Annotated in this window: 23 protein-coding genes; 15 read left to right on the top strand and 8 right to left on the bottom strand. The window is 68.4% G+C overall.

Annotation, left to right across the window (positions count from 1 at the left end):
- Positions 1-132: 132 nt before the first annotated feature.
- From AB4Z00_RS02210 to cobU, 9 genes are read left to right on the top strand one after another with little or no spacing between them, the layout of a single operon-like run.
- A complete protein-coding gene (locus AB4Z00_RS02210; protein ID WP_442044756.1) occupies positions 133-2,094 on the top strand; it encodes a TonB-dependent receptor plug domain-containing protein in 1,962 nt (653 codons plus the stop codon).
- Positions 2,094-2,501: a DUF1636 domain-containing protein gene (locus AB4Z00_RS02205; RefSeq protein WP_442044754.1), complete on the top strand. Its 408-nt coding sequence runs from the start codon at positions 2,094-2,096 to the stop codon at positions 2,499-2,501. The genes AB4Z00_RS02210 and AB4Z00_RS02205 overlap by 1 nt, the downstream gene beginning before the upstream one ends.
- Entirely contained in the window at positions 2,498-3,526 is a 1,029-nt protein-coding gene (gene cobT, locus AB4Z00_RS02200; RefSeq protein WP_442044752.1) for a nicotinate-nucleotide--dimethylbenzimidazole phosphoribosyltransferase, read from the top strand. Before AB4Z00_RS02205 ends, cobT begins: the two co-directional genes overlap by 4 nt.
- Positions 3,523-4,104: a histidine phosphatase family protein gene (locus AB4Z00_RS02195; RefSeq protein WP_132268570.1), complete on the top strand. Its 582-nt coding sequence runs from the start codon at positions 3,523-3,525 to the stop codon at positions 4,102-4,104. Before cobT ends, AB4Z00_RS02195 begins: the two co-directional genes overlap by 4 nt.
- Before the next feature lie 13 nt (positions 4,105-4,117).
- Entirely contained in the window at positions 4,118-4,867 is a 750-nt protein-coding gene (locus AB4Z00_RS02190; RefSeq protein ID WP_442044750.1) for an adenosylcobinamide-GDP ribazoletransferase, read from the top strand.
- Positions 4,864-5,853 (top strand): aminotransferase class I/II-fold pyridoxal phosphate-dependent enzyme, encoded by a 990-nt coding sequence (locus tag AB4Z00_RS02185; protein ID WP_442044748.1) that lies wholly within the window; start codon positions 4,864-4,866, stop codon positions 5,851-5,853. The genes AB4Z00_RS02190 and AB4Z00_RS02185 overlap by 4 nt, the downstream gene beginning before the upstream one ends.
- Positions 5,850-6,812, top strand: a complete 963-nt coding sequence (cbiB, locus tag AB4Z00_RS02180) for an adenosylcobinamide-phosphate synthase CbiB (RefSeq protein WP_442044746.1) — start codon at positions 5,850-5,852, stop codon at positions 6,810-6,812. Before AB4Z00_RS02185 ends, cbiB begins: the two co-directional genes overlap by 4 nt.
- Positions 6,800-8,254, top strand: a complete 1,455-nt coding sequence (locus AB4Z00_RS02175) for a cobyric acid synthase (RefSeq protein ID WP_442044744.1) — start codon at positions 6,800-6,802, stop codon at positions 8,252-8,254. The genes cbiB and AB4Z00_RS02175 overlap by 13 nt, the downstream gene beginning before the upstream one ends.
- On the top strand, positions 8,251-8,757 hold the full coding sequence (gene cobU, locus AB4Z00_RS02170) for a bifunctional adenosylcobinamide kinase/adenosylcobinamide-phosphate guanylyltransferase (RefSeq protein ID WP_442044742.1): 507 nt from the start codon (positions 8,251-8,253) through the stop codon (positions 8,755-8,757). Before AB4Z00_RS02175 ends, cobU begins: the two co-directional genes overlap by 4 nt.
- A 60-nt stretch (positions 8,758-8,817) precedes the next feature.
- Here the strand turns inward: cobU and AB4Z00_RS02165 are convergent, their stop codons facing one another.
- The 6 genes from AB4Z00_RS02165 to AB4Z00_RS02140 form a co-directional block, all read right to left on the bottom strand.
- Entirely contained in the window at positions 8,818-10,671 is a 1,854-nt protein-coding gene (locus tag AB4Z00_RS02165) for a methyl-accepting chemotaxis protein (protein ID WP_134094033.1), read from the bottom strand.
- Positions 10,672-10,972: 301 nt separating this feature from the next.
- Positions 10,973-11,860 (bottom strand): flagellin, encoded by an 888-nt coding sequence (locus AB4Z00_RS02160; protein ID WP_442044740.1) that lies wholly within the window; start codon positions 11,858-11,860, stop codon positions 10,973-10,975.
- A 369-nt stretch (positions 11,861-12,229) separates the two neighbouring features.
- Positions 12,230-13,003, bottom strand: coding sequence for a flagellar basal body L-ring protein FlgH (flgH, locus tag AB4Z00_RS02155; protein ID WP_132268584.1), 774 nt, complete (start codon positions 13,001-13,003; stop codon positions 12,230-12,232).
- A gap of 11 nt (positions 13,004-13,014) precedes the next feature.
- Entirely contained in the window at positions 13,015-13,452 is a 438-nt protein-coding gene (gene flgA, locus AB4Z00_RS02150) for a flagellar basal body P-ring formation chaperone FlgA (RefSeq protein ID WP_132268586.1), read from the bottom strand.
- Between the two features lie 4 nt (positions 13,453-13,456).
- Entirely contained in the window at positions 13,457-14,242 is a 786-nt protein-coding gene (gene flgG / locus AB4Z00_RS02145) for a flagellar basal-body rod protein FlgG (protein ID WP_132268587.1), read from the bottom strand.
- A gap of 55 nt (positions 14,243-14,297) precedes the next feature.
- Complete coding sequence (locus tag AB4Z00_RS02140) at positions 14,298-15,041, bottom strand: flagellar hook-basal body complex protein (RefSeq protein ID WP_132268589.1); 744 nt, start codon at positions 15,039-15,041, stop codon at positions 14,298-14,300.
- A 147-nt stretch (positions 15,042-15,188) separates the two neighbouring features.
- Here AB4Z00_RS02140 and AB4Z00_RS02135 point away from each other — a divergent pair, with 147 nt between their 5' ends.
- The 4 genes from AB4Z00_RS02135 to AB4Z00_RS02120 are packed head-to-tail and all read left to right on the top strand — an operon-like array spanning position 15,189 to position 17,996.
- Positions 15,189-15,701, top strand: a complete 513-nt coding sequence (locus tag AB4Z00_RS02135) for a flagellar basal body-associated FliL family protein (protein WP_243654380.1) — start codon at positions 15,189-15,191, stop codon at positions 15,699-15,701.
- The gene (fliM, locus tag AB4Z00_RS02130) at positions 15,698-16,717 is read left to right on the top strand and encodes a flagellar motor switch protein FliM (protein WP_132268591.1); all 1,020 of its coding nucleotides are present in this window, start codon (positions 15,698-15,700) and stop codon (positions 16,715-16,717) included. Before AB4Z00_RS02135 ends, fliM begins: the two co-directional genes overlap by 4 nt.
- Positions 16,714-17,325: a DUF6468 domain-containing protein gene (locus AB4Z00_RS02125; RefSeq protein ID WP_431567265.1), complete on the top strand. Its 612-nt coding sequence runs from the start codon at positions 16,714-16,716 to the stop codon at positions 17,323-17,325. The genes fliM and AB4Z00_RS02125 overlap by 4 nt, the downstream gene beginning before the upstream one ends.
- Positions 17,322-17,996 (top strand): MotE family protein, encoded by a 675-nt coding sequence (locus AB4Z00_RS02120; protein WP_442044735.1) that lies wholly within the window; start codon positions 17,322-17,324, stop codon positions 17,994-17,996. Before AB4Z00_RS02125 ends, AB4Z00_RS02120 begins: the two co-directional genes overlap by 4 nt.
- 98 nt (positions 17,997-18,094) lie before the next feature.
- Here the strand turns inward: AB4Z00_RS02120 and AB4Z00_RS02115 are convergent, their stop codons facing one another.
- Positions 18,095-18,547: a hypothetical protein gene (locus AB4Z00_RS02115; RefSeq protein WP_132268594.1), complete on the bottom strand. Its 453-nt coding sequence runs from the start codon at positions 18,545-18,547 to the stop codon at positions 18,095-18,097.
- A gap of 87 nt (positions 18,548-18,634) precedes the next feature.
- Between AB4Z00_RS02115 and AB4Z00_RS02110 the strand changes: the two genes are divergently transcribed.
- Together AB4Z00_RS02110 and AB4Z00_RS02105 are read left to right on the top strand one after the other, a co-directional pair.
- On the top strand, positions 18,635-18,928 hold the full coding sequence (locus AB4Z00_RS02110) for a hypothetical protein (RefSeq protein ID WP_132268596.1): 294 nt from the start codon (positions 18,635-18,637) through the stop codon (positions 18,926-18,928).
- Positions 18,925-20,802 (top strand): hypothetical protein, encoded by a 1,878-nt coding sequence (locus AB4Z00_RS02105; protein ID WP_442044733.1) that lies wholly within the window; start codon positions 18,925-18,927, stop codon positions 20,800-20,802. The genes AB4Z00_RS02110 and AB4Z00_RS02105 overlap by 4 nt, the downstream gene beginning before the upstream one ends.
- A 124-nt stretch (positions 20,803-20,926) precedes the next feature.
- Here AB4Z00_RS02105 and AB4Z00_RS02100 read toward each other — a convergent pair whose 3' ends face one another.
- A complete protein-coding gene (locus AB4Z00_RS02100; protein WP_132268598.1) occupies positions 20,927-21,835 on the bottom strand; it encodes a flagellin in 909 nt (302 codons plus the stop codon).
- Positions 21,836-21,845: the final 10 nt, after the last annotated feature.

Genomic DNA, 21,845 nt, shown 5'->3' with positions numbered 1-21,845 from the left:
CAACGACAGCCATTGCCGTGCCGGCACGCGCCGCGCGGGAGGGGGGCGTCGTCCGCTGCATGGGCGGCAGAGGCCCTGCCTTTCGCATGCGTGCCGACCCGGCCGGGTCGATGCTCGTGCGAAGGACATGCCGTGAACTGCCGAATTCCCGCCGCCAGCCCCCTGGCTCTCGCGCTCGCCCTTGCAGGGGCGCTGCACCCGCTCGCGGCCCTGGCCGAGGAGGCCGATGCAGTGCCTCTGGACGAACGCATCGTGGTCACCGCCCTGCGCACGCCCGTTGCGGCCGACCGGGTGGCCGATACCGTCACCGTGCTCGACGAGGCGCAGATCGTTGCGGCCCAGCCGATCGCTCTGACCGATGTGCTGCTGCGCACGCCCGGCATCAGCATGTCGCGCAACGGCGGTTACGGCACCACCACGTCGCTGCGCATTCGCGGTGCCGATGCCGGGCAGACGGTGATGGTGATCGACGGGATGCGCCTGTCGGACGCCTCATCGACGGCGGGAGGCTATGGCTTTGCCAATTTCCTGATCGACGATGCCGATCGCATCGAGATCCTGCGCGGTCCGCAATCGATCCTCTGGGGCAGCGATGCCATCGGCGGTGTCGTCAACGTCCGCACTCGCCGCGCGGCCGCGCCGCTGGAAGGCAGCTTCGCGGTGGAAGCAGGAACCCATGACACCGTCTCGGCCCGCGCGGGTCTTGGCGGCACCTCCGAGGCCGTCGACTGGCGCATTGCCGCCTCGCGCTTCGCCACGGACGGCATCTCCGCGCGCGCGAACGGCAAGGAGGACGACGGCTACCGGCGCAGCGCGGCCAGCGGCACGATGACTTACCGCGTCGCGCCCGGCATCTCGCTGGATCTGCGCGGCTACTGGTCGGATTCGCGGAACGCGTTCGACGGTACCTCCGGCGACTCCCTGGCCTATGGCCGGACGCGCGAATGGTCGGGCTATGCCGGGGTGATCTTCGCGCTGCTGGACGGCCGGCTGGCGAACCGCGTGGCCGTGCTCCAGACCGAGACCGACCGCGAGAACTTCGACCCCGCGCGGCAGGTCCGCCAGCTCACGTTCGACGCCCATGGCCGCGTGCGCCGTTTCGAGTACCAGGGCACCTACACGTTCAGCGAGGCCATCCAGGCCGTGTTCGGCGCCGAGCGCGAGGAACAGCGGATGACCACCGCCTCGCCCGCGAACAGCACGGCGGCCTATGCCCTCGTGCCCAGCCGGGCGAATACCGAGAGCGTCTACGGCGAACTGCGCGTGACCCCGCTCACCGGGCTGACGCTCAATGGCGGCGCGCGCTACGATCACCAGTCGCGCTTCGGCGGCAACACGGTGTTCAGCGCGGGCGCGGTCTACACCCCCAATGGCGGCGCCACGATACTGCGTGCCAGTTATGACGAGGGTTTCAAGGCGCCCTCGCTCTATCAGCTCTTCAGCATGTACGGCGTGGCCGATCTCAAGCCGGAGAAGGCGAAAGGCTGGGAACTGGGCGCCGAGCAAGGCTTCGGCGAAGCCCTCCGCCTGTCGGCGACCTGGTTCGAGCGCGATACCGACAACCTGATCGACTTTGCCTACTGCCCCGCCAGCGGCACCCTGCCGGACATCTGCTACGTTCCCGGCACGGGCACGGGCACGGGCACGTCGCGCTTCGGCTACTATGGCAACGTCAAGGCCAGCCATGCCCGCGGGCTGGAACTCGCCGCGTCGGCCAAGTGGGGCGTTCTCTTCGCCCAGGGCAACTACAGCTGGATCGCGGCAGAGGATCGCACGCAAGGTAGCAGCACTTACGGCCGCCAGCTCCAGCGCGTGCCGCGTCATCTCGCCAATGCCGAGCTGGGCGTGGCGCTGCCGCAGGGCCTGCGCGCCAGCCTGGCCGCGCGCTATTCGGGTGAAAGCTACAATGCGGCGACCGGCACCGCCGTGCTGGACGACTACTGGCTGGTGGATGTGCGCGCGCAGTGGCAGGTCATGGAACGCCTGATTCTTCAAGGACGTATCGAAAACGTGGGCGATCAGAAGTACGAAACCGTGAGCGGCTACGGCACGCTTGGCCGCACCGTCTATTTCGGACTGAGGAGCCGGTTCTGATGCTGCTTCCAGTCGAACCCGGCCCGTCCGTAGTCGTGTGCAACACCTGCCGCCATTCCGCCGAAGTCCGCGAGGACGAGGACGGTCGGCGCGACGGTGCGGTCCTGGCAGAGGCCATGCGCGCGGCGCAGGCCGCCGATCCCGCGCTTCAGGGCGTGGCGGTGCAGGAAATGCCCTGCCTCTTCGCCTGCCAGCGCCATTGCACCGTGGCGATCCGGGCGCCGGGCAAGCTGGGCTACGTGCTCGGCGATTTCGCACCCGATGCGGAGGCGGCCCGCGCGATCCTTGAATATGCGGTGCGCCATGCCGCCAGCGAGGAGGGGCAGGTGCCCTATCGCGAGTGGCCACAGGGCGTGAAGGGCCACTTCATCACCCGCACCCCGCCGGAAGGGTACCTGGGCACATGATCCGCTTCGAGAACCGCGCCGCTTTCGCCGCCGCCCTGGCCGACCTGCCCGGACCGGACGCGCCCGCGCTGGCCGCCGCGCGTGCGCGCCAGGCGTCGCTCACCAAGCCTGCGGGCTCGCTCGGGCGGCTGGAGGACATCGCCGTGTTCATGGCTGGCTGGCAGGGGCGCATCCGGCCACGGGCCGAGCGGATCCGCGCCGTGGTCTTCGCGGGCAATCACGGGGTCGCGGCGCGCGGGGTGAGCGCCTATCCGAGCGAAGTCACGGCGCAGATGGTCGCCAATTTCGAGGCCGGCGGCGCGGCGATCAATGCGCTGACGGCGGCCTGCGGGGCGGCGCTCTCGGTCGTCCCGCTCGATCTCGACCGCCCGACCGGAGACATTACGCGAGAGCCCGCTCTCAGCGAGGCCGAGTGCCTCGAAGCGCTCGATCGCGGCGCTGCCGCGGTGTCGGCGGACAGCGATCTGTTCTTCGTGGGTGAAATGGGGATCGGCAATACCACCCCGGCGGCCGCGCTGACGGCGCAGGTCTTCGGCGGGGCTGCGGCCGACTGGGTAGGGCGCGGCACCGGGCTCGACGATGCCGGCGTGGCGCGCAAGGCCGAGGCGGTGACGGCGGCGCTCGCCCTGCACGGCGCGGCCTGCGACGATGCTTTCGAGACCCTGCGCCGCCTTGGCGGGCGTGAGATCGCGGCCATGGCGGGCGCCGTGCTGGCAGCGCGGCATTTGCGGGTGCCGGTCCTGCTTGACGGGTTCATCACTTGCGCGGCCATGGCGCCGCTGTTCGCTGGCAATCGCGATGTTCTGGCCCACTGCCTTGCCGCGCATTGTTCGGCCGAAGCGGGCCATGCGCGCCTGCTCGATCGCTTCGGGCTGGACCCGCTGCTCCACCTCGGCATGCGGCTGGGCGAAGGATCCGGCGCGGCGGTGGCGGCGCAGATCGTGCGCTCGGCCCTGGCGGCGCATGACGGCATGGCGACTTTTGCCGAGGCGGCAGTGGCATCCTCCGTGTCCGGGGCATCATGAGCGGCATCCTCGTCCACCTGATGCGCCACGGGGCGCCTTACGAGCCGGGCCTGCTGCTGGGCCACCGGGACGATGCGCCGACCCCGGTAGGCATCGCCCGCTGCGTGTCGCGCAGCGCGGCCCTGGCGTTCGAGCGGGTGATTTCCTCGGACTTGCGCCGCTCCAGCATTCCGGCCGCGCAGATCGCGGCCATGCGCCGCCTGCCGCACAGCCTCGACCCGCGGTGGCGGGAGATCGATTTCGGCGCCTGGGACGGCATGGCGCCGCATCAGCTCGATCCGGCCGTGCAGGCGCGGTTCTGGGACGATCCCGAGGCTTTCGCCCCGCCGGGAGGCGAGCGCTGGTCGCAGCTCTGCGCCCGCGTGGGAGAGGCCGTGGCGGGTATCGACAGGGCCAGTCTCATCCTCACGCACGGGGGGGCGATGCGCGCTGCGCTCTCGGTCCTGTTCGGGTTCGACCACCGCCAGGTCTGGGCTTTCGAACTCCCTTATGGCGCGCTGGTGAGCTTGCGCATCTGGCCGGGCGAGGGCCTGCCTGCCGCGCAGATCCTCTCGCTCGACAGTAGCAAGGCAGGATGAAGGGCAAGGCAGGATGAAGCAGCTCGTTCTAGCCCTCCAGTTCCTGACGCGGCTGCCGCTTCCGGCGGTTCGCGCCGATGCGGACGACTTCGCCCGGTCGATGCGCTGGTTCCCGGCGGCCGGACTGGCCGTCGGCGGTTCAGTGGCGCTGGCCTGGTGGCTGGCCCGCTCCGTGGCTCCGTTCATGGCCCCGTCCATGGGTGGCGGCAGCGGCGACGGTTGGATCGCGGCGCTTTGCGGCCTGGGCGCCTGGGTGGCGGTGACGGGCGCGCTGCATCTCGACGGGCTTGGCGACGTGGCCGATGGCGCGGGCGCGGCGCACAAGGATCCGGCGCGGCTCTCGGCGGTCATGGCCGATCCCCATGTCGGCAGCTTTGCGGTGGTGGCGATCGGCATGCAATTGCTGGCGAAGCTGGTGTTGCTCCATGCACTGGCGCCCGGGCAGGTCTGGGCCCTGCTGCTCGTCGCTCCGCTGGCGCGCGCGGCGCCGCTGGCCTGGACGCTGGCGCTGCCGCCGCTGCACGAAGGTCTGGGCAGCCGCTTTCGCAGCGCGGTGACATGGCGGCACCTGGCCTCGTGGAGTGTCATCGGGGCTGTCGCGGCGCTGCTCGTGGCACCCGCCCTGCTGGCGGTGTTCCTGGCGGTTCCGGCTTGGGGCTGGTGGCTTCGGCGCCGTATCGGCGGCATTTCGGGCGACGGGCATGGCGCCGGGATCGAGGTCGTCGAAACCCTGCTGCTGCTGGCGCTGGCGGTCGTGCGATGAGCGCGGCCTTCCTGTTTCATGGCGGCCGCGTAAGCGAGGCGGCGCGGGCTTTCGGCGGCACGCCGGAAGACTGGCTGGACCTCTCGACCGGCCTCAATCCACTGGCATTTCCCGCTTCGGGCATCGCGCCGGTCGACTGGACGGCCTTGCCCGATCCCGATGCGCTGCTTCGCCTCGAAGCCGCCGCCGCGCGCCATTTCGGCGTCGCGCCGGAACTTTGTTGCGCGGTGCCGGGCAGCGAGACCGCGCTGCGCCTGCTGGCCAGGGCGCTGGACCTGCCCGGCCGCGCGCTGGTGCCCGCCTATCGCACTCATCGGGAGGCTTTCGCCCCCTCGCGCCCGGCGCTGTTCGGCGAACAGCCGAAAGCCCGGGAAGTCTTCGTCTTCGCCAATCCCAACAATCCCGACGGCGTGCTGCGCGACCCCGAGGATGTGGTGGCCTGGGCGGAGCGCATCGATGCCACGGGCGGCTTTCTCATCGTCGACGAGGCTTTCGCGGACTGTCATCCCGGCGCCAGTGTCGCCCGCGCCGTAGCGCCGGGGTTCCGGTTGATCGTGCTGCGCTCGTTCGGGAAGTTCTTCGGACTGGCGGGTCTGCGCTTGGGTTTCGTGCTCGGCCCGCCGGCGCTCATGATGCTGCTGCGGCAATTGCTGGGGAGCTGGCCGGTCCATGCCGGGGCGCTGGCCATCGGCGCGGCGGCCTATGCCGATGGCGACTGGATCGCGCGCACCCGCAGCGCGTTGCCCGTGCGCGCCGCCGCGCTCGATGCCGTGCTGTACCGCCATGGGCTGGAGCCGCAGGGGGACTGTCCGCTGTTCCGTCTGGTGACCGGCTGCGCGGGCGGCGCGCTGTTCGATCGCCTGGCCCGCGCGCGCATTCTGGTGCGCCCTTTCGCGGATCGCCCCGACTGGCTGCGCTTCGGCGTGCCCGGCGATGCGAATGCGCTGGCGCGTCTGGACGCGGCATTGGCAGGCCGCGCGGCGTGATCGAGCCGATCGCTTTCGCCGCCATGGCGCTGGAGGGCGCGCTGGGCTGGCCGGGGCGGCTCCACGGGCTGATCGGTCATCCGGTCGGCCTCTTCGCCCGCGTGATCTCTGGCTGCGAGCGCAAGCTGAACCGTGCGGAGTGGTCGGACATGGCGCGGCGCATCGCCGGCCTGGGCGCCATGCTCGGCCTGATCGCGGCGGTGGTGCTGGCGACGATGCTGGTGGTCTGGCTGGTGCGCGGTGCGGCAGGGGACTGGGCCTGGCTCCTGCTGGCGGTGCTGGCATGGCCGGCCCTGGCGGCGCGCAGTCTCGATGACCACGTCCGGCCGGTGTTGGCCGCGCTGGAAGCGGACGACCTCGCGCAGGCGCGCCGCGCCGTCGGCATGATCGTCGGGCGGGACACGGCCGGGCTCGATGCCGCCGGGGTGGTCCGCGCGGCGATCGAGAGCCTTGCCGAAAGCTTTTGCGACGGGGTGGCCGCGCCGCTGTTCTGGCTTCTGCTGGGCGGCCTGCCGGGCGCCTGGGCCTACAAGGCGATCAACACGGCGGACAGCCTGATCGGCCATCCGGAAGAACCGCTGCGGGCCTATGGCTGGGCCGCCGCGCGGATCGACGATCTGGCCAATCTGCTCCCGGCCCGGCTGGCGGGCGCGGTGCTTTGTCTTGCCGCCGGAGTGGGCGGCCGGGCTGGCTGGCGCGTCATGCTGCGCGACCACGGCCGCCATGCCTCGCCCAATGCCGGCTGGCCCGAAGCGGCCATGGCGGGTGCGCTCGGCGTCAGGCTCGCCGGGCCGATCCTTTACGACGGCGTTCTTGCCCCGAAGCCCTGGATCGGGGAGGAGGGCCGGATCGCGGGCGCGGCGGACTTGCGACGGGCGCTGGCGATCTATCGCCGGGCCTGCGTCCTGCTGGCCTTTGGCGCATTCGCCGCGGCGTGGGGAGCAGTATGGCTGGCTTGATGTTGCAGGGGACGGGGTCGGATGTCGGCAAGTCCGTGCTCGTGGCGGGGCTATGCCGCGCGCTCACCCACCGCGGATTGAAGGTCCTGCCGTTCAAACCGCAGAACATGTCGAACAATGCCGCCGTCACCCCGGAGGGCGGCGAGATCGGCCGCGCCCAGGCGCTCCAAGCCCTGGCCGCGCGGGCACCGCTTCATGTCGACATGAACCCGGTCCTGCTGAAACCCCAGGCCGACCGGACCTCGCAGCTGGTGGTCCACGGCGAAGTGCGTGGCACCCTGGGCAGTGCCAATTTCCGCGAGGCGCGCCGCACGCTCCTGCCGGAAGTCATGGCGAGCTACCGCCGGTTGGAGGCGCGCTGCGATCTGGTGGTGGTGGAAGGGGCGGGTTCCCCGGCCGAAATCAACTTGCGCGCAGGGGACATCGCGAACATGGGCTTCGCGCGCGAGGCCGGGGTTCCGGTCGTGCTGGTCGGGGATATCGACCGGGGCGGCGTGATCGCGGCCGTGGCGGGCACCCGCGCGGTGATCGACGCCGATGACGCGGCGATGATCCGGGGCTTCCTCATCAACAAGTTCCGCGGCGATCCGGCGCTGTTCGCCGATGGCTATGCCGCCATCGCGCAGCTTTCCGGATGGCCCGGCTATGGCGTGATGCCGTGGTCCCGCGCCGTCTCGCGCCTGCCCAGCGAGGATGCCGTCGTGCTCGAAAGAGGGCTGGGCGGCGGCAACGGCAAGCTGCTCGTCGCTTGTCCGATCCTGCCCCGCATTGCCAATTTCGACGATCTCGATCCGCTGCGGCAGGAATCCGGCGTGGACGTGGCGATGATCCCGCCCGGCACGCCGATCCCGGCCGAAGCCGCGCTGGTCGTGCTGCCCGGCTCCAAGGCCACCATGGCGGACATGGCTTTCCTCCGCACCGAGGGCTGGGACATCGATGTGCTGGCGCATCGGCGGCGCGGCGGGCTGATCCTGGGCATCTGCGGCGGGTACCAGATGCTCGGCCACACGATCGCCGATCCGCTCGGCATCGAGGGGCCGCCGGGCGAGATTGCCGGGCTGGGCCTGCTCGACGTGACCACCGTGCTGGGAGACCGCAAGGCCCTGCGCGAGGTTTCCGGCACGGCGCTCGGCGCACGGATGACCGGCTACGAGATGCACATGGGCGTCACCCGGCGCGGCGGCGCGGCGCCTTTCGCCTTGCTCGGCGATGACCGGCCGGACGGTGCGGTCGATGCCTCGGGCCGGATCATGGGGACATATTGCCACGGGTTGCTCGCCTCGACCGGACTGCGCGCCGCGCTGCTGGCGCGACTGGGGGCGCAGAGCGACGGGCTCGACCACGGCGCTGCCGTCGATGCCGCGCTCGACGAACTGGCGGCGGACATGGAACGACATCTCGACATCGACGGCCTGCTGGCCCTCACGGAGTATCGCGCATGACGAGCACGCTGGTTCTGGGCGGCGCGCGGTCGGGCAAGAGCCGCCATGCGCAGGCGCTCGTCGAGGCGGGGCCGGGACGGTTGATCTATATCGCCACCGCCCAGCCGCTCGATGACGAGATGGAAGCGCGGATCGCTCGCCACCGAGAGGATCGCGGGCCGCGCTGGTCCACTCTGGAAGCGCCGATGGACCTGAGCGAGGCCATCGCGCGGGCCGCTAACGAGGCGGACGGGGTCCTGGTCGACTGCCTCACCCTGTGGCTGTCGAACCTGATGCTGGCGGAGGCGGCGTTGCAACCGCAGTTCGATGGTCTGTGCCGGGCGATCTCGGCATGCCCCAAGCCGCTGGTGCTGGTGGCGAACGAAGTGGGGCTGGGAATCGTGCCGGACACACCGCTCGGGCGGCGGTTTCGCGATGAGGCCGGGCGGCTCAACCAGCGTGTTGCCACCACGGTGGAGCGGGCGGTCTTCGTCGCCGCCGGCCTGCCGCTGGCGCTGAAATAGGGCAAAGAAAAAGCCGCCCGGGACAGGGCGGCTTTTCCGTTTTCAGCTTTCGGTGAACGCTTAGAAGTCCATCCAGTCGTCCGCCGTGGCGAGCGCTTTCATCGGCTTGCGGATCGCTGCCGGCTGCATCGGCTGAGCAGGGGCGAACGAGGCTGCTGCAACCGTACGGACCGGCGCGCGCATGCCTTCGTGTCCGGTGCGGAACATGGAAGCGCGATCCGAAAGCGAGGTGACCTCGCTGTTGAGGTTGCGTGCCGCGGCCGAGGTTTCCTCGACCATCGCCGCGTTCTGCTGCGTGGCCTGGTCCATCGTGCCGATCGTCGCGCTGATCTCGGTGATCGTCGAGGACTGCGCCTGGTTGTCGCTGGCGATGTCGCTCAGCAGCGAGTGCACTTCGGTGACGTCGCCCGAGATGTTCTGCAGGGCGCCGTCGACGCGCTGCACCGCTTCCACGGCAGTGCCGATGTCGGTCTGGGTGGCCGTGAGCTGTTCGCGGGCGCGCTTGGCTTCCTCTTCCGAGCGCATGGCGAGCGCCGAGACAAGATCGGCCACGACTGCGAAGCCGCGACCGGCATCGCCGGCACGCCCTGCTTCGACGGCGGCGTTCATGGCCAGCACGCGGGTCTGGAAGGCGATCTTGTCGAGACCTTCGATCACCGAGTCGATGCCCTTGGCGCTTTCGCTGACGCGGCCCATGGCCTGCACGGCCTCGTCGGCGATCTCACGGCCCGAGCCGACCACGTTCATCGCGCCATCGGCGCGCTGGACGGTGCGACCGGCGGCCGCGGCGGTGGCGCGCAGGCGTTCGTCCATCTGGGTGATGGCGGCGGAGGTTTCCTCAAGGCTGGCGGCGTTGCTCTCGGTGCGGCGGGCCAGGTCTTCCGAAGCCTGGGCGATTTCGCTGGAGCCGGTACGGATGGCCACGGCGCTTTCGGCCACGGCGCCGATCAGGTCGCGCAGGGCGCCGACGGCGGAGTTGAAGTTGCTCTTCAGTTCGCCATAGGCGGGCGGGAAGTCGGCATTGATGGTCTGGGTCAGGTCGCCTTCGCTGATCGCCTGGAGGCTGGAGCGCAAGGTGGACGTGACCAGTTCCTGTTCGCGGGCACCCTTGGCGTCCACTTCGGCGCGGCTTTCGGCGGCGGCGCGGAACTGTTCGACAGCCTCGGCGATCTCACCGATTTCATCGCCGCGCTCGCGGTAGGGGACTTCGGCCTTGCCGCCTTCGGCGAGCGTCGAGGTGACCTGGGCGATGCGGCTCATCGGTGCGGCGACCGAGCGGTTGATGAGCAGCCAGATGAAGACGATGAGCGCCATCGCGCCGAGCGCCAGCGTCACGCAGAGGATCATGGCGGTCCGGGCGGTCTGGGCGCCGTCTTCGGCCTTGGCGGCAACGCGTTCGCGGGTCAGTTCGATCAGCTTGTCGGTCTGCTCGATCATGTCGTGCGAGGCTTTCTTGCCGTCGCCCTTGATGAGCGCCATGGCGCCGTCGTTGTCGCCGGCGGTGCGCAGGGCGAAGATCCGGTCGTTGACCTGGGTGAGCGCCAGTGCGCGCGTGCGCAGGTCGGCGGTTTCGGCAGCGAAGGCTTCGTCGCCGATGACCTTGTAGGCTTCGACCGACTTCAGCAGGTCCTCATCCCCGGACTTCAGGCGGTCGCGCAGGTTCTGGGCGTCGGCGGCGGAAGCGGCGTTGTAGTAGCTGTAGACGATGATCCGCAGCTCCTTGACGTTGCTGATCACGTCGGTGAGCCCCGACATGCCGGCCATCCCGCGCGAGACATGCGCCTCGGCCACGGACTTCAGCTCGCGGGTCGAAAGGAAGCCGTTGATGCCGACGATGGCGATCATGATGTTGATGATCGAAAAGGCAGCCCACAATTTCTTGGGCAAACGCCAATTGTTCAGAAATTCAAGCATTTGTAGTCCAGTTCCTGCTTGGGGGGTCGGTCCCGCCGTGGGCGCGCCATTTTTATTATAGATCGACGGGCAAATCGCGGGCGTGGGAGGCGTGGAATTCCTTGCGAAACCGCCGTGAAGGCGGCTTGCGTGGCTGCGGCGCTCGATGAATTTTGGCGGCAATCTCAGGAAGGCTTCCGGTGCGTCTTCGGCCTCACCCCGCTTCATGGTTCCCGAAACGACAGAAGGCCGGGATGGCGAACCATCCCGGCCTTCCAGACGACCTGTCTCCCGGCGAACCGGGAGACCATCGATCTTCCGATTAACGGAAGAGCGACAGGATCGTCTGCGGCGCCTGGTTGGCGATCGACAGAGCCTGCGTGCCCAGCTGCTGCTGGACCTGAAGGGCCTGAAGCTTCGCCGATTCCTTGGCCAGGTCGGCGTCGACGAGGTTGCCCACGCCGGCGGTGACGACGTCGGTCAGCTTGCTGTTGAACGACAGCTGGCCGTCGATCTGACGCGAAGCCGAACCCAGTTCGCTGAGGCTGGTCTTGACCTCGTCGAAGAAGGTGTCGAGCTTGCCCGAGAAGGTGTCAGCCGCCGTCTTGGCCGTCGCACCATCAGCAGCAGCGGCGATGGCATCGATGTCGGTGTCGGTGCCTGCTGCGCCGAGAGCAGTCGTAGCCTTGGTGGTGAAGCCTTGGTTTCCGACCTGCAGCGTTTCGGTGCCCGAGATCGACTGCAGAGCGCTAACCCTGCCGTCCGTGGCAACCGGTGCAACTTCACCTGCGCCCTTCAGCAGGTTCGTACCGTTGAAGTCCGAACCGTCGATGATCGTGTTGATCTGCTTCTTCAGAGCGCTGAGGTCCTTTGCGATCGCCTTACGGCTTTCGGCATCCAGACCGGCGTCGGAAGTTTCGAGAGTCTTCGACTTCATCTGGTTGACGATGTCGGAGATCTGCTCGGCACCGGCAACAGCAACGTCCGTGACGCTCTTGGCGTTGTTGAGCGAGGTGGTGACCGCGCTCAGCTTGCCGAGGTCGCCGCGAAGCGTCTGGGCAACCGTGTACTTTGCCGAATCGTCCTTGGTCGAAGCGACATTGAAGCCGGTGTTGATGCGGCTCTGCACGGTGTTCATGCCTTTGTTGGTCGCGTTGAGGCTCTGGAGAGCGGCCATTGCGCCAGCATTGGTGTTAACCGAAAACGCCATTGTTTCTTCCTTCTAGAATACAGGCCAAGTTCTGCGGCCAGATAGCGGAAGCGCCGCCATGCGCGCAGCTGGTTCTTCCGGCTGCATGTTCATTCTAGGAAGACGGAAGAAGGCTTCGGATTTTATGGAAGAAAAAATTTGTCGCGGCGTTTCGGTGTACAGTTACCCCTCGTCATTGCGAGCGTAGCGAAGCAATCGAGGGCGGCTTGAGACCGACTCTGGATTGCTTCGCTACGCTCGCAATGACGAAATGAGGGGTGAACGGCGCGTAGATTGCGGATAGCGCGGTGTAAGGACTTTGCAAATACGCAGAAGACCCCTCCGGCTGATGCCGGAGAGGTGCAATTCACATCGCAATAGTACGCCTCGTCAGAACGGGAAGAGGGCGTCGTAGATCTGTTGTCCCCAGCGCGCCTGCTGCGCGTCGGTGAGCTGGCCGCGGCCGCCGTAGCTGATGCGGGCCTCCGCGATCTGGGAGTGCTTGATCGAATTGTCGCGGGCGATGTCCTCGGGCCGGATCACGCCGGTGACGACCAGCTCGCGCAGCTCGTAGTTGACGCGCACTTCCTGCTTGCCGCGGATCTGGAGGTTGCCGTTGGGCAGCACGCCGATGACGGTGGCGGCCACGGTCATGTTGATCTGCTCGCTGCGGGTCGTGTTGCCGACGCCGGTGGCGCTGGACTTCGAATCCGTGCTGACCAGCTTCGAGGGGTCTGGGTTGCCGGGCAGGATCTTGGGGATCACCGTTTCCAGACCGAGCAAGGCGGCGATGCCGCTGTTCTCGCTGCCGTTGCGGGTGCGCGTGGTGGAGTTCGCGACTTGCGCATTGTCGGCGATGTTGATGCGGATCGTCACGATGTCGCCCACGCGCGAGGCGCGCTGATCGCGGAAGAAGGCACCGCCGCCGGTGCGGAACAGGGAAGCGCCGCGCGCCGCGTCGGCCTGCTGACCGCCCGCCGCCAGCGCCCGGTCGTCCACCGAGTGGTTGCCGATCGAGGGTTCGAGGCGCGGGGCGACCGGGTCCTCGGCTTCCGACATCTTCGGCGCCTTGCCGACGTTCTTGAGCCGGCCCACCGAGCCGCAGCCCGAAACCAGGCTGGCGGCGAGGATCACGGAAGCGACGGTTGCGAAGCGGTTGTTCACGGCCAGTCTCCCTACTGCGCGGTGATGCGCACGTCGCCCGAGCCTTCGGCCACGGCGTCGAGCGTGCGGTTGGTGGCAAGGTTGAGCACGCGCACCTGCTCGCCCTTGGTACCGTCGCTGAGCGCGCGCCCGGGCGAGGAAATCTTCAGGTTGCCGGACACGAGCGAGATGGTCACCGCTTCCCCGCGGCGCACGAGACGCGGCGGGGTGAGGTCGGTGGAGCGCACGGGCGCGCCCGCGTTGAGGCGGCGCACCGCCTCCTGCCCCGCCGCTTCGGCCGGGCTCAGCGCATTGCGCGCAATGGCCGGGAAGACCGGGGCGGTGACGAAGTCCGCCTTCGACAGCACTTCGCCGCGTTCGACGGTGCGGGCGAGGACGGGCGCCGCTTCCCCGGCGGGAATCGCCGGGGCGGCGGCCAGTGCCGGGGCGAGAAGGAGTGCGGTGAGCATGGCTTCAGCTGATCTGCGTGGAGGTCTGGAGCATCTCGTCCGCGGTCTTGAGCACGCGGCTGTTCATCTCGTAGGCGCGCTGCGCGGTGATGAGCGAGGTGATTTCCGAGACCGGATTGACGTTCGAGGCTTCGATGAAGCCCTGGCTCAGCGTGCCGAACGAAGGCTGGCCCGGCGTCGAGACGGTGGGCTGGCCGGATGCGCCGGTTTCCAGGAACAGGTTCGAGCCGATCGCTTCCAGGCCGGCTTCGTTGACGAAAGTGGCCAGTTCGAGCTGGCCGACGGTCTGGAGTTCGGCCTGGCCGGCGATCTTCACCTGCACTTCGCCGGACTTCGAGACGGTCACGTCGAGCGCGCCCTGCGGGATCGTGATGTTCGGCTGAACGAGGTAGCCGTCGGTGGTGACGAGTTCGCCTTGGTCCGAAAGCTGGAAAGAGCCCGCGCGGGTATAGCCGACGTCGCCCGAGGGCATGGTGATCTGGAAGTAGCCGGGGCCGTCGATCGCCATGTCATACGTGTTGCCGGTATTGGTCAGCGCGCCCTGTTCGGTGATGCGGTAGACGCCGCCGGTGCGGACGCCCGCGCCGATCTGGATGCCGGTCGGCACTTTGGTGCCGCTGTCGCTGGTATTGGCGCCGGGGCGCGAGACCTGCTGGTAGAGCAGGTCCTGAAACTCCGCGCGCTGACGCTTGAACGCGGTGGTGTTCATGTTGGCGATGTTGTTCGAGATGACGTCGACGTTGGTCTGTTGGGCAAGCATGCCCGTCGAAGCGATGGAGAGCGAACGCATGATGGCTCCTCGTTAGAAAGGGATAGGCGTGAAAATGCTGTAAGGACGCAGGCCGTCAGCTGACCCGGCTCAGCCGGTCGATCGCCCGCTTGCGCATGTCGTTGAGATCGGCGGAGAGGCGCTGGCTGGTCTGGTAGGAGCGCAGGATCTCGACCATGTGCGTGGTCTCGGTGATCGGCTCGACGTTGGAGGCTTCCACCCCGCCGGTCTTGAGCTTGGTCTGCGCCGCCGTGAGCATGCGGCCGTTCGTGCCGGTCATCATGCCGTCGCCGCGCGGCTCCAGCATGTTCTCGTCGGCAAAGTTGGTCACGGCAAGGCGGCCGACCGGGCCGTCTCCCACCATGACCGAGCCGTCCTCGGTGATCGTCACCTGGTTGAGCTGATCGGTGGGCACGGCAATCGGCTGGCCGTTTTCGTCCAGCAGCCGCTGGCCGCCCGAAGTCGCCAGTTCGCCCGTGCTCAGGATCTTCACGAAGCCCGCGCGCGTATAAGCGACGCCGCCTTCGGGAGTCTCGACATTGAGGTAGCCGGGGCCGTCGATCATGACGTCCAGCGCATTGCCGGTCGACTGGAACGCGCCTTGCGACGTGTCGTGTACCGCGCCGAAATCCAGGACAAAGGATGTCTTGCGCGCATCCTCCACCGGAGCGTCCTTCACCGTCTCGACATATTCGTGGAACAGCGCCTGCTCGCGCTTGTACCCCACGGTACTGGTGTTCGCCATGTTGTTGGCGGTGATGTCGAGCTGACGGCGCAGGGCCTGCTCGTGGCTCAGCAGAACGAAGGAAGAGACGTCCATTCAAGCACCTTGCGAAAAAGTTCCAGATATTCGGCGCTAGGCAGATTTTGCCGTGTAGCTTTCCTATAATAGAGGCGAAATCGCGAAAGCGGATGCGCCGACACCATTTCGGTGAAGCGCGCATCCCGACAGCCAAGGGGATGAAAGTTGTCCAGCGACGACGTGATCGACATTACGGCGGTCGATGTGCCGGAGCCCAAGAAGTCCGGCCGGAAAATGCTGGTGATCGGCGGGGCCGCGGTCCTGGCGCTGCTTGCGGGCGGCGGCGGGGCCTGGTGGTTCATGCGCGGCGGCGACAGCGCCGAGGCAAGCGGCGAGCACGAGGCCGCGGCGGAAGCGCCAGAGGGTGAAGCCGGGTCTTCATCCTATATCGAAGTGCCGCCGATGATCGTAAACTTGCGCGGCAGTGACAGTCAGGCGCGCTTCCTGAAGCTGCGCTTCATCATCGTTGCGGCAGACGGCAAGACCGACAAGGTCAAGGACAAGCTGCCGGCGGTGCTCGATGCGCTGCAGCCCTTCCTGCGCGAGCTGCGCCCGGACGATCTCAACGGGTCGGCCGCGGTGTTCCGCATCAAGGAAGAGATGATGACGCGCGCCACCCAGGCGCTCGGCGCGGGCATGGTCAAGGACGTGCTGATCCAGGACCTCGTCCAGCAATGAGCGACGACTTCGACGACTTCGTCCTCCCCGATCCGCCCAAGATGGGCGCGATCAACGACGACATGTTCGACCAGGCCGGTATCGATGCCCTGTTCGGGTTCGACAGCGACATGCCCACCCAGCCCAAGAGCGGGTTGAAGGCCATGATCGAGTCCAACGTGATCAGCCACGAGCGCCTGCCCATGCTGGAAGTGGTGTGCGAGCGCATGGTGCGCTCTTTCGCCACGAGCATGCGCAACCTCACCTCGGACGCGATCGACGTCAGCCTGGAGGAAATCACCTCCACCCGCTTCGGCGAATTCATGAACCATGTGGCGCTCCCGGCGATGTTCGGCGTGTTCCAGGTGACCGAGTGGGAGAACTACGGCGTCGTCACGGTCGATTCCGGGCTGATCTACGCCGTCGTCGATGCGCTGCTCGGCGGCCGCAAGGGTTCGCGCCCGATGCGGGTCGAGGGGCGTGCCTTCACCACGATCGAGACGATGCTGGTCGCCAAGATGGTCCAGCTTGCTCTCGACGACCTGTCGCAGGCCTTCGAAGCGATCGAGCCGGTGACCATGGTGGTCGAGCGCATGGAATCGAGCCCGCGCTTCGCTGCCATTGCCGGACCCAGCAATATCGCTGCCGTCGCCACTTTCCGTGTCGACATGGAAGGGCGCGGGGGCAAGTTCTCGGTGCTGCTGCCCTATGCCACGATGGAGCCGGTGCGCGACAAGCTGCTGCAGCGCTTCATGGGCGAAAAGCTCGGCCGCGATCGCATGTGGGCGGCGCACATGGCCAGTGAACTCTACAATACCGAAGTCACCGTGGACGTTGTGCTCGGCGAAAAGCAGATGAGCCTGCGCGACGTCATGACTCTCAAGGTGGGGCAGACCATCGCCCTCAGCCACAGCCCGAACGATGCGCTTCAGGTCCAGTGCGGCGGTGTGCCGCTGGGCCGCGCGCATATCGGCCAGCGTTCGAGCAATATCGCCATTCGCATGGCCACCGACATTTCCAAGGGGTATCCGAAATGACTTTCGCCACCATGATCAATGTCGTGCTGATCCTGCTTTGCGTATCCGTGCTGGTGCAGAGCGCCCGCATGGGGCGCCGCATGAAGCAGCTGCGCGACACCCAGATTTCCGAAAGCGTGACCCAGATCGACCGCGCCACCAGCCAGGCCCGCGTCGTGCTGGGCGATCTCAAGCGCGTCCTGTCCACTGACGGCGCCGCCCAGGCCAGCGCCATTGCCGCGGCCGAGGAAATCCGCGACGAGCTGACCCTGATGGTGGGTATCGGCAATGCCGTGGCCGACCGTATCATGGATGCGGCCGCGCAGACCCCCAAGGTCGAGGAAGCGGCGCCGAAGAAGCGCGCCGTCCGCAAGCCCCGCGCCGCCAAGCCCAAGACGGCCGCCAAGACCGCTCCCAAGGCTGCTGCAGCCAAGTCCAGCGACGCGGAAAAGGTCGTTGCCGGCATTCTCGAAGCCGAGAAGGTCGTCGCTCCTGCCCCGGCCCGCACCCGTTCGCGCCGCAAGGTTGCCGTTCCGGCCGCTATCAACGACGTGACCCGCGGCGACACCACCGGCGTCGTGCGCGACATCGCCGCCGCCCGCGCATCGCGTGAAAGCGCGGTTGCATGACACGCCCTGAGGCTTCGGGACTGATGGCCGGCGTGCTCGCCCCGCTGCGTGCGCTGGTGACGCCCTCCCGGTTGATCTTCGGCGTGGCCGGCGTGGCGGCAGTGGCCAACGCCATTGCCCTCGCCGCGCCTGCGGTGGACAGCGGCAAGGGAGATTCGGGGCGTCTCGGCGCCTCGCTCCAGGACGCTTCGGTCCAGCGCGACCGCGTGCTGGCCGCCGAGCGGCGCAAGCTGGAAATGCGCGAGCAGGCGGTCAAGGCCGGCGAATCGCGCCTTGCCGGTCAGGCCCAGCAGAACCAGGCCGCGGCGGCGGCGCCCACGGGCGGCAAGAACGGTGCGCCCGAGCCGGAAGTGCCTTATGACAATCTGGCGCGCATCTACCAGACCATGAAGCCCCAGCGCGCCGCGCCGATTTTCGAGAAGCTCGACATCGAAGTGCAGGCGCAGGTCGCCCGCCGCATGCGCGAGCGTGCGACCGCGCAGATCATGGCTTACATGACGCCGAGTTCGGCCGTGGAACTGTCCATGGCGCTGGCCGGCCGCAAGGTCATCAAGGCGCCGCCGGCTCCTCTGCCGCAAGCGAAGCGCGGCAAGGCCCAGGCGCTGGCGGCCACGGCCAAGCCGGCCGGAGCCAAGCCGGCCGCAGCGCCCGCTGCGACGCCGGCGCAGTAACGACGCCCCAGGCAAAAACGAAAAAGCCCCCGTCCAGTCCGGACGGGGGCTTTTTTGCTGGACGACCTGGTTTGCTGCACGCCTGGCAGGGAAAGCCGTCAGCCTTCGTCGGCGGAGACCTTCACGATCAGCACTTTCTCGATGCCCTTGTCGAGCCGCTTGATCGGCGGCGCCATCATGGCGGAGAGCCGGGCGACGTTGACGGGCGTATAGGGGGAGGCGTGAAGGCGGGCGAACTCGATGGCGGCGGCCAGCGAGGCGGCCCGAAGTTCGGGCATGCGCTTCGCCAGTTCCGCGGCGTTCGCGGCAGATTTCGTCTTCACCGTGATCGAGACGTGGAGCACGCCGTCCAGTCGGCCGCTGTCCACGATCGGGGCGTCGATCGGCTCCATCACCACGAAAGAGGGATCGGGCGGGGGCAGGGGGTCGGGCTTCTTGGCTTCGGCCAGGGCCGGCGTCGTCACCGCCGTGGCCGCGAGGCTCGCGGCCAGCAGCGCTGCAAGCCGGGCGGCAAGCTTAGCGGCTCTGGGGGAACGGGCGGAACGCGGCATCGAAGACTCCAGATCGGGCCGACCAGGACGGACCGCCCGGCGGCTTGTTCCTCTATAATAGAACGAAACCCCAGGAGTCAGGTTAAGATGAGTGACGATCGGCGCCCGGCGAAAGTCAGGGTCTTCTCTTCCGGAACGCCGGACGGGAACGCCTCCTCCTCGCCGCAGGCCGGTGGAGCAGCCGGTAATGGTGTGCCCAACCCGGGACGCCGCCGCACCGATGCACCGCAGATAAGTGCAGGTGAGGCGCTCCCCACGGCGACCGGCAAAAGCGGCGGTGCGCTCTGGGTGGCTCTGGCGGTCCTGTTGTTCCTGATCGGCAGCGCGCTGGGCGGCGTGCTCTTTGCGACCTCGGTCCTGTTTCCCGGAGCCCTGCTGTGATCCTTACCCGTCTGCTGGCCACGGCCGCACTCGTCCCCGGCGCTGCGCTGCTCGCTGCCCCGGCGGCGTCGCCGCCTGCCACGCCGCTGGCCTCATTGCCTGCTTCTGCCCCTGCTCCTGCCCCTGCTCCTGCCACGCAGGCGTCGCTGGCGCCGCCGGGCGCTGCTGCGCCGAAGGCGGCCTTGCTGCCGCCCGCGCCGCGCCTGCCCGGCTTCGCCGCCGATCTCGCGCAGCAGCCCGCGATCGTGGGACCGGCCGCCTGGACCCGGATTTCCGACGCCGACGCCTGGACCCGACTGGCGCGCGTACCGCACCCCGAACGGCAGCAGGCGCGCTGGAACTACGCGCGCAGCCTGATCGGGCAGGAGCGCGGGGGCGAGGCATTCGGCGTGCTCGAAGTGATGCGGCAGGACGATCCGGACCTGGTCATGGTCGATACCTTCCGCCTGGCGCAAGGCGCGACGTTGACGCTTCTGGGCCGCTATCCCGAGGCACTGTCCGCGCTGGGCGCGCCCGGGCTCGGTACCAATCCCGAGGCCTGTGCCTGGCGTCTGCGGGCGCTGGCCCAGAGCGCGCTGGGGGAACAGGCGCTGCAGCAGCTCGATTGCGCAAGGTCCGCGCTCAAGACGCCGCGGCCCAAGGCCTTCGTGCTCGCGGCGGCCCGCGCCGGCGTGGAAGGCGGGGCGCCGGACAAGGCGCTGCAATGGCTGGCGCCGCTGCCTGACCGCGATCCGGCGGCCAATCTCTATCGCGGTCGCGCCGAGCTGGCACAGGGCCATGCCGACCAGGCCCGCCTGCGCTTCGCCCGCGTCGAGCGCTCGGGCACGATGGAGCAGCGCATGGACGCGCGCCTCAGCGAGATCGAATCCGAAGTCGCTCACAAGGCGGTCGGCCCCGAGGCGGCGCTCAAGCGGCTCGACGCGATCCGCTATGCCTGGCGGGGCGATGCCATCGAGGAGCGTGCCCTGCGCCTCACTTACCGGCTCTACGATGCGCGGGGCGACTTGTCCGGCGCGCTGGCGGCGGGGGCGGCCCTGTTCCGCTACCACGATGCGACGCGGCAGGGGGCGGACTTCCTGCCCGGCCTCCGGACCAAGCTGACGACCGCGCTGGACCCTGCGCGCAAGCTGCCGCTGGACAAGGCGGCCGGGCTCTATTGGGATTACCGCGACATCGCACCGGGCGGCGCCGAGGGAGACCTCATGGCCAGCCATCTTGCCGAGCGGCTCCAGCAGGCCGGGCTCTACGAACGTGCAGGCGACTTGCTCACCTACCAGCTTTTCGTGCGGGCGGGCGACCTTGCCCGCGGGCCGCTCTCGGCGCGGGTGGCGACGCTGTTCATCCTGGCGGGCCGCCCGGACCGCGCGCTGGAAACCTTGCGCAAGTCGGACGATCCCTCGTTCCCCGATGCCATGATCGCCGCGCGCAAGCGCGTGGAGGCCGCCGCGCTCAGCCAGATCGGCCGTATCGACGAGGCCATGGCCGTGCTTCAGGACGTGCCCGATGCGGATACCCTGCGCGCCGAGATCCTGTGGAAGCAGCGCGACTGGTCCCGCTATGCCGAGGCTTCGGCCGGTGGACTGCCCAAGGGCCGGGCGCTGGACGAAGTGGCGCAGGCCGTCGTGCTGCGCCATGCCATCTCCCTGGCCATGCTGGGCCGCGAGGAAGGCCTTGCCGGCCTTCATGCGCGCTATGCCGCGGCCTTCCAGGGGCTGCCTTCCGCACCCGTCTTCGAGATGCTGACCGGGCGTCCGGCAGAAAGCAACGGGCCGCAACTGGCGCGGGCCATGGCGGCCATGCCCTCGGCCAGCCCGGCGGGCGATTTTGCCGACCTGCTGGAGCGCGCACCCGGAAGCGCCGCGCCCAAGGGCTGACCGGAGCCGGGCGCGCGCTGCAAGCCGGACCCGGCTTCGTTGAACCGAGCTTTGCCGAACGGAAAAGGGCGCCGGGATCGAGATCCCGGCGCCCTTTCTCATGCGCTGCGCTGCCGCCCGGTGCCTATTTGAGGAACTGGGCCAGCGACATCGAATTGAGCTGGGCGAAGACCGAATAGCTCGCTTCCAGGATGGTCTGTCGCTGCGTGATGTCGATCGCGACCTGGCCGAGATCGGCGTCTTCCACCGAACCGATCACTTCCTTGAACAAGTTGATTCGGTCGTCCGCGCGGTCGGTCAGATTGTCGATCTTGTTCTGGTTGCGGCCATTGGTGGCGTTGACGTTGCGCAAGTCGGTGACGCCGGTGTCCAGCTGCGCGAGCGCATCGGTGATGGCCTGCTTCTGCGTATCCGTCAGCTTCTCGCCGAAGGGGCCGGCCTCGGCCAGGGTGCGGAACGCGGGGATCAGGTTGGTGGCGACGTCGCTGGCGCCGATGCCGTATTCAAGCTCGATGTTCTCGCCCACGCGGGTCGACTGGCGCACGTCGTCGTTGGCGAAGGCGTCCGCGGCGTCGAGGCCGACGGTGTCCTGCAGCGTCTTGGGCAGGAACGGGGAGCCCGAGGTCTGCGAGCCGGCGAAGAGGGGAATGCCGCCTTCGTTGGCGTTGAGCGCGGTGCGCAAGTCACCGAAGGCGCTTTCGATGGCGGCCTGAAGCCCCGGCGAATCCCCGGTGCCGATTGCGCTCAGAAGCTGGGTGCTGAGATCCGACAGCGAGGAATCGACCTGGTTGAGGTTGGCATCGTAGAGCGACAGCGTGGTCGAGACCCGGCCGGCATTGTCCTTGTACGATTCCTGCTGCGCCAGCATCGAACGGGCCGAGAGCGTACGCACGGCATCGAGGCCGAGGCCGGCATAGTCGGTGGCCTTCTTGCCCGACGTCAACTGCAGCTGGCTGGTGGCAAGGTTCTCCTGCGAGCGCGTGATGGCGCTGGCAAGCGTGCGCTGCAGGGGGATGGTGGCTACGCGGGTCATCTTCGTATCC

Origin of the sequence: Novosphingobium sp. YAF33 (assembly GCF_052113265.1) — a bacterium.
Lineage (GTDB): Bacteria > Pseudomonadota > Alphaproteobacteria > Sphingomonadales > Sphingomonadaceae > Novosphingobium.
This window is presented reverse-complemented; position numbering and strand designations above follow the sequence as displayed.